Source organism: Shewanella sp. ZOR0012 (genome assembly GCF_000798835.1).
Classification (GTDB): Bacteria; Pseudomonadota; Gammaproteobacteria; order Enterobacterales; family Shewanellaceae; genus Shewanella; species Shewanella xiamenensis.
The window spans coordinates 292,984-299,341 of record NZ_JTLE01000094.1; the positions used below are offsets into that span (position 1 = coordinate 292,984).

General features: G+C 48.8%; 5 protein-coding genes. 2 read left to right on the forward strand and 3 right to left on the reverse strand.

Features of this window, described 5'->3' with window-relative positions:
- Positions 1-21: 21 nt before the first annotated feature.
- Genes L976_RS03090 through L976_RS03100 form a run of 3 tightly spaced genes read right to left on the reverse strand, consistent with a single transcriptional unit; the run spans position 22 to position 3,085 of the window.
- Positions 22-1,146: a RodZ domain-containing protein gene (locus L976_RS03090; protein WP_047534064.1), complete on the reverse strand. Its 1,125-nt coding sequence runs from the start codon at positions 1,144-1,146 to the stop codon at positions 22-24.
- Positions 1,143-1,931: a type IV pilus biogenesis/stability protein PilW gene (gene pilW / locus L976_RS03095; protein WP_037420698.1), complete on the reverse strand. Its 789-nt coding sequence runs from the start codon at positions 1,929-1,931 to the stop codon at positions 1,143-1,145. Before pilW ends, L976_RS03090 begins: the two co-directional genes overlap by 4 nt.
- Before the next feature lie 32 nt (positions 1,932-1,963).
- Positions 1,964-3,085 (reverse strand): bifunctional tRNA (adenosine(37)-C2)-methyltransferase TrmG/ribosomal RNA large subunit methyltransferase RlmN, encoded by a 1,122-nt coding sequence (locus tag L976_RS03100; protein WP_047534067.1) that lies wholly within the window; start codon positions 3,083-3,085, stop codon positions 1,964-1,966.
- A gap of 144 nt (positions 3,086-3,229) precedes the next feature.
- On the opposite strand from L976_RS03100, the gene L976_RS03105 reads away from it, so the two are divergent.
- Together L976_RS03105 and L976_RS03110 are read left to right on the forward strand one after the other, a co-directional pair.
- Entirely contained in the window at positions 3,230-4,321 is a 1,092-nt protein-coding gene (locus tag L976_RS03105) for a CNNM domain-containing protein (protein WP_047534070.1), read from the forward strand.
- A gap of 95 nt (positions 4,322-4,416) precedes the next feature.
- Positions 4,417-6,168: a bifunctional metallophosphatase/5'-nucleotidase gene (locus tag L976_RS03110; RefSeq protein WP_047534072.1), complete on the forward strand. Its 1,752-nt coding sequence runs from the start codon at positions 4,417-4,419 to the stop codon at positions 6,166-6,168.
- Positions 6,169-6,358: the final 190 nt, after the last annotated feature.

A 6,358-nucleotide genomic window follows, 5' to 3' on the forward strand; every position in this document is an offset into this window, starting at 1 on the left:
ACTCTGCGCTAAGCGTGAGACTTAAGCCTGTGGGATAGTCAAACGCGCAACACGACCCTTAGGAAATTCAGCAAGACTGATGGCTTTACCATCAACCGTAAAACTAGACACAACAGTCGGCGCGCCTAAGATCACTTTAAACGGAGGCACACCACTGGCTTGAATAGTTGCGCCAGCACCTCGGACCCCATCAACAATCGCTTTGCCCTTGGCATCGACGATGTTGATCCAGCAATCACCCGTGAGTTGAATATTGATATTGGATTGTCCAGCAACCACAGGCATGGTTTGCTCACTCGAAGCCGCTGGCGTAGCACTGTTCACCGGCGCGCTGGCTGTTGGAACATTTTGAACCGCTGCGTTTGATGCAGAAGAATTTTGTGTAGAAAGCGTGTTTTGCGCAGTCACCCCTGCCGTTTGCACCGCACCTGATGCACTTGGGGGGTTATTAGGCTCACTCGCATTGACTGTCGAATTGACAGACACCTGCCCTGCTTCCATTGCCGCCATATCACTGATATTCGGGTCAATAGTGCTAGCATCAGTATCTTTTACTGGACCATCGGTCGCCATTGAACCGTTGACCGCGATCTCACTCAAACGTGCACTCGCATCCGTTTCGGTGAGTAAAACATCACCCGGCAAGGTTTGATTCGCAGCGGCTAACTCTTCAGCGGTTGGTTTTGAAATATCGACATGAGTCACTAGCGTCGTTCGTTGCATCCACCAAAGCACAAACAGACCGAGCAACACGATGACAATAAAAAAGCTCAGCCACTTTAATTTAGTGTCACGAGCTTGATAAGTGGTCTTACGGGAAAAACTTTGCATCGCAGGCTGTGTTACATAGGGCACCTGCCTTGCGAGACAGGCTTCGATGAGCGTGTTGTCGACCCCCAGCATACGCGCATAATTTTTAACGTATCCGCGTACGTAGGTTGATGAGGCAATATTAGAAAAATCATCGGCTTCGAGATTTTCAACAATACCAGGCCGCAAATGCAGCTTCACAGCTGTCTCCGCAATGCTCAAGCCCATCTGCTCACGAGCTGTTTTGAGTACGCTTCCGAGCGTTACATTAGGCGTCGACTCAGCTTCTTCTGTTGTCACTGGTTCTACTGACGCGTTCATTTCGTTATCTTTCATTGATGCAAATTAACTCTATATTGCTTGGCTTGAGGCGATGCTGGGAATTTGGCAAGCAATAAAATGCCAAATCGCTTCATGGCAGCATCATCATTCAACGCCTGCTCAATTTTTATTCCGAGCGTTAAACTCTCTGGAGTCTGGGCCGCAACTTGGTGGTAACGCGCTAACTGGTTACGCGCATCAACATAATCACCTTTATCTATCCCAAGCTCAACCAGCTCCAGTAAAGACACCGAGCGTCTCGGGTCATACTTTAACGCCATCTGAAAATACTGTCGTGCCTTTTCTGCTCGTCCCGCGTCTCTGCTGCAAAGACCTAAGTTTTCATAACTGGATGCGGTACGCGTATATTTGGGCATTTCTATTGCAGCCAAAAACATTTTTTCAGCTTTTTCGTATTGCTTTTGTTGGCACAAAAACACCCCAAAGTTATTCATGGAATCGCCAGAGGCGTCCTTAGTATTGATAGCGTCCTGATACGCCTGTTCGGTACGTACTAAATCGCCTACGGTTTGATAGTAATAAGCCATTGCCACATGCACATCTTCGAGCTCTGGCGCATATTCGATTGCTTTATCAAGATTATACTTGGCTTGTTCCGAGTTACCTCGATTAAGGTAGGTTAAACCGAGCTGCATACGCTCCCGCGCAGCGGCAACTTTATCCAGTTTTCGCTCCGACACCGGAATATCAGTCCCTGAATAGGTACGCTCAGTTACGCATCCTGTCACTAATAATGACAGGGCTATTGCTAATGAAAACCCTGACAATCCATGCTTCATGGGCAAGCCTATAAATCTGTGCAAACAAAGAGTTAATTCATTGTGACCGAAATCTGATTTTCTTGCATGCGTTTTTTTGCTAAACGCTTGGTTCGATCGCGAATATCCCCAGCCAGCTGTCCACAGGCGGCATCAATATCGTCACCACGGGTCTTACGCACAATCACGGTTAAGCCATATTCCATTAACACTTTCGAAAAACGGTCGATGCGCGAGTTTGACGAACGGCCATAGGGTGAACCTGGGTATGGGTTAAACGGAATAAGGTTTACCTTACAGGGGGTATCCTTCATTAATTCTGCTAATTCATGGGCTTGTTCGGTACTGTCGTTGATGTGATCGAGCATCACATATTCCACGGTGACACGGCCACGGTTAGCGTTAGATTTGGCGATGTAACGGCGGATCCCCGCAAGGAACTCCTGCAGTGGATACTTTTTATTCACCGGAACCAGAATATCGCGCAGCTCATCGTTTGGCGCATGGATACTCACGGCGAGCGCCACATCGAGGGCGTCACCTAATTTGTCTAATGCTGGAACAACGCCTGAGGTCGATAGCGTTACGCGACGTTTTGACAGACTAAAGCCAAAATCGTCTAGCATGATGTCCATTGCAGGGATCACGTTAGCAAGGTTAAGTAGAGGCTCCCCCATCCCCATCATCACCACGTTGGTAATGGGGCGCTCGCCAGTATCTTTCGCGAATCCTAAGAAATGCGAAACACGCCAAATTTGGCCAACGATTTCAGAGACAGTTAGGTTGCGGTTAAAGCCTTGCTGCGCCGTAGAGCAGAAAGTACATTCGAGGGCACAGCCCACTTGGGACGACACACACAAGGTAGCGCGGTCATCTTCAGGAATATAAACAGTTTCGACCTCTTGGCCTTCACCGACATGGATGGCGAACTTAATGGTGCCATCGGCGGATTTTTGATAGCTGGAAATCTCGGGCGCCACAATCTCACAGCGCGCCGCCAGTTTTTGGCGTAACACTTTGTTGATGTTAGTCATCTCTTCGAAGTCACTGACACCGAAATGATAGATCCACTTCATCAGCTGATCGGCACGGAAGGGCTTCTCACCCAGATCGGCAAATAATGCCCGCATCGCTTTACGATCAAGGTCTAATAAATTGATCTTTTTTTCACTCATAGGACTAACCTCAACACCAAAACCTGCAACAGGGCGGCGAATTATACAGACGCAGAAAAATTTTAGCCAGCAACTCCATTCTCCTATGCTAGAATCGCCGAGGGTCAATGTTGGCCTAAATTATGGAGTTGTAATACCACCAATATGTTAACCCTCATCATTATAGTGCTTGTCGCTGTTGCAGTTTCTTTTCTGTGCAGTGTATTCGAAGCCGTGTTGCTCTCGGTTACCCCTAGTTATATCGCTACGCTCGAACAAACTGACAGTGCTGCGGCGACAAGGTTGCGTAAACTGAAAGAGAACATCGAAGCGCCATTGGTGTCTATTTTGACCCTCAATACTGTTGCCCATACCGTAGGTGCCGCCGTTGCTGGTGCGCAAGCCGCTAAGGCCTTTGGGGATGATATGCTCGGCGTTTTCTCCGGAGTGTTAACCTTTATTATTCTGTTCTTCTCAGAGATTATTCCTAAATCTGTCGGAGCCAACCACTGGCGCCGTTTAGCCCCAAGCGTATCGATTGCCATTACGTGGATGAAGCGTGCTACCCAGCCATTAATTTGGATGTCGCAGCAAGTGACTCGCCTGCTAGGTAAAGGTGAAGAAGGCCAATATATTCGCCAAGAAATGAGCGCGATGGCCAAAATCGGTCAAGAATCCGGTGAGTTAGACGAACAAGAATCCAAGATTTTGACCCAAATGCTTAAGGTGCGTGATGTGCCCGTTACCGCGATTATGACGCCGCGCACCGTGATGTTCTCTTTGCCTATTTCACTGACGCAAAATGAGTTTGTGCAAGAATATCGTGACAAGCCTTTTACGCGTATTCCGGTATACGATCAGGACCACGACGATATTATCGGCTATATCACCCGCACCGATGTGTTGTTGGCTGAGCGTTATACTCCTGACGCGCCAATTGGCGAACTCAAGCGTAGCCTGTTTGTCGTACCCGAAACGGCCAAAATCCTGCCGTTATTTGAGCGGATGATTAAGCGCAACACCCAAATTGCCATGGTGGTTGACGAATACGGCAGTAGCCAAGGTATTGTGACCCAAGAAGATATTATCGAGTCGCTACTGGGATTAGAGATTGTCGATGTGAATGACCCCGCGACCGACATGCAGCAATTGGCGCGTAAACTCTGGACCAAACGCATGAAGCAAAAAGGCATTCGCCTCTCCGATGATGGCGACTTCGAAGCCGCAGCCGACGATGATGAAGCACGCTCGGGTTAATCTTGATTTAGTCATTGTTAAAGTAAAGGGAGCTTAGCTCCCTTTCTTGTTTTTGATGAGAAGGTTATAATCTCCCGCCGTAAAAGAGGTAAGTTATGACACAGAGATACACTCTCTCACTCGCGCACATCAACGATACCCATTCGAATTTTGAGCCTAGCCGCGTACATTTTTCCCTTAATCTTGGGCTTAAGTCCTTAGATATTACTAGCCACAGTGGTGGTTACGCTCGTTTGGGATATCAAATTAGCCAGGCGCGAGAGCAAGCCACCCGAAGCAATACCCCGTTTTTATTTTTACATGGGGGCGACAGTTTCCAAGGCACACTGTATTTCAGCCATTTTAAGGGTAAAGCCAACGCCCATCTGCTGAATTTACTTGCCCCCGATGCCATGGTAATAGGCAACCACGATATTGACGAAGGTAATGCGCGGCTCGCCGAATTTGCCAAGCAAATCGATTTCCCGCTGCTAGCGGGGAATATGGACTTGAGCCAAGAGGATATCCGCAAGCCGGGTAACCTGCGTACTGTGGCGAATATTCTGGCCTATGATGAAAAAACACAGCTTGCCAGCTACCTCGAAAAGCCCTTCTATGACAAAAAGCTCGCCGTCATCGGCATTACTCTGGATCAGATGAAGGACATTGCCAGACCCGATCCCGATACCCACTTTGTCGATGCGATTGCGACCACGGCGCGAACCGTCTCGCATCTGCATGCCAAAGGCATCAAGCACATTATTGTGCTGAGTCACTTAGGTTTAGATCAGGATAAACGGCTCGCAGAACAAGTCGATGGTATCAGCCTTATCGTTGGCGGCCATACCCATACTCTACAGGGCGACTTTAGCGCCTTGGGGTTAAGCAATATTCCCTATGGCGAAACCATCAATGGCACGCCAATTGTCCATGCAGGGAAATACGCCGAAATCTTAGGTTTGGCCGAAGTTGAGTTTGATGAAGCTGGCCGCGCGATAAGTTTAAGCGGTGGCAACTACTTTATGCTCGATAAGCAGTTTATGTTGAGTTCGAGTGAGCAAGTGGATGACACCGACTATCAAACCGTGCGCCAACGCTTTGATGAACATCCCTATATATTGTGGGATGAAGCCGATGAAGATATTCATGGCGTGATCCACGATATCTATCGCCCTGCGATTGCCGAGATGGAAAACAAAGTCTTAGCTCTAGTGCCTAAGAATCTGGTACACACCAGACTGCCTTCTAAGGCGCTGCCCCATGGCAGTGAAATCGCCCCTTGGGTAAGTCGCAGTATGTTCCAAGAGGCTAAACTTGAAGACCCTCGCATCCACTTTGCCCTGCATAACGCGGGTGGTGTCAGGCAATCGGTCGCCCAAGGCAGACTGACCCTCGCCGATGTGTTGGGCCAATTGCTGCCCTTCGAACTGCCATTAGTCAAATACGAAATCCAAGGCCAATTTCTGTATCAGGCGCTGGAGTCGGCGATTAACGCCGCCACCAATAACAGTGTACGCGGCACAGGCGCTGGCAGCTTCCCCTATACCTATGGATTGCGTTATTACTACGATGGCAGACGCCCCTTAGGGGAACGTTTATTCAAGCTAGAAATGATGCAGCAGGATGGATTATCACTCTGGTATCCAGTGCAGCCCGATGCGCTCTATGTGGGGGTATCGACCTCTTATACCGCTGCGGGGAAAGAAGGTTATCACCCACTGTTACAGGCACGCTGGCAAGAGCCGATTGAAACGCTCACCCTACCCCAGGCTTTTATTCGCTTCCTCAATCGGGCACCAAACCCCAATTTAGCGGACTTGCTCTCACCCCATGTGCATTACACCAGCCATGTAAAGCGTTCAGTGTAAGCGCCCTGTGTCAGGGATTTGTATCAGCGCGCTGCCGCAAAGCTATGTCCTCTTTATTAATCACAGTACTTAGGGCGTGTTGACGTTTCAGGGTTATTTTTGCAGCAGTTTGGCTGGCGTTTATGCAAGGTAAAGTCCGTACAGTGTAGTTATTCTACATAAACGGACGATAACGCAGCAGAAACGCCAG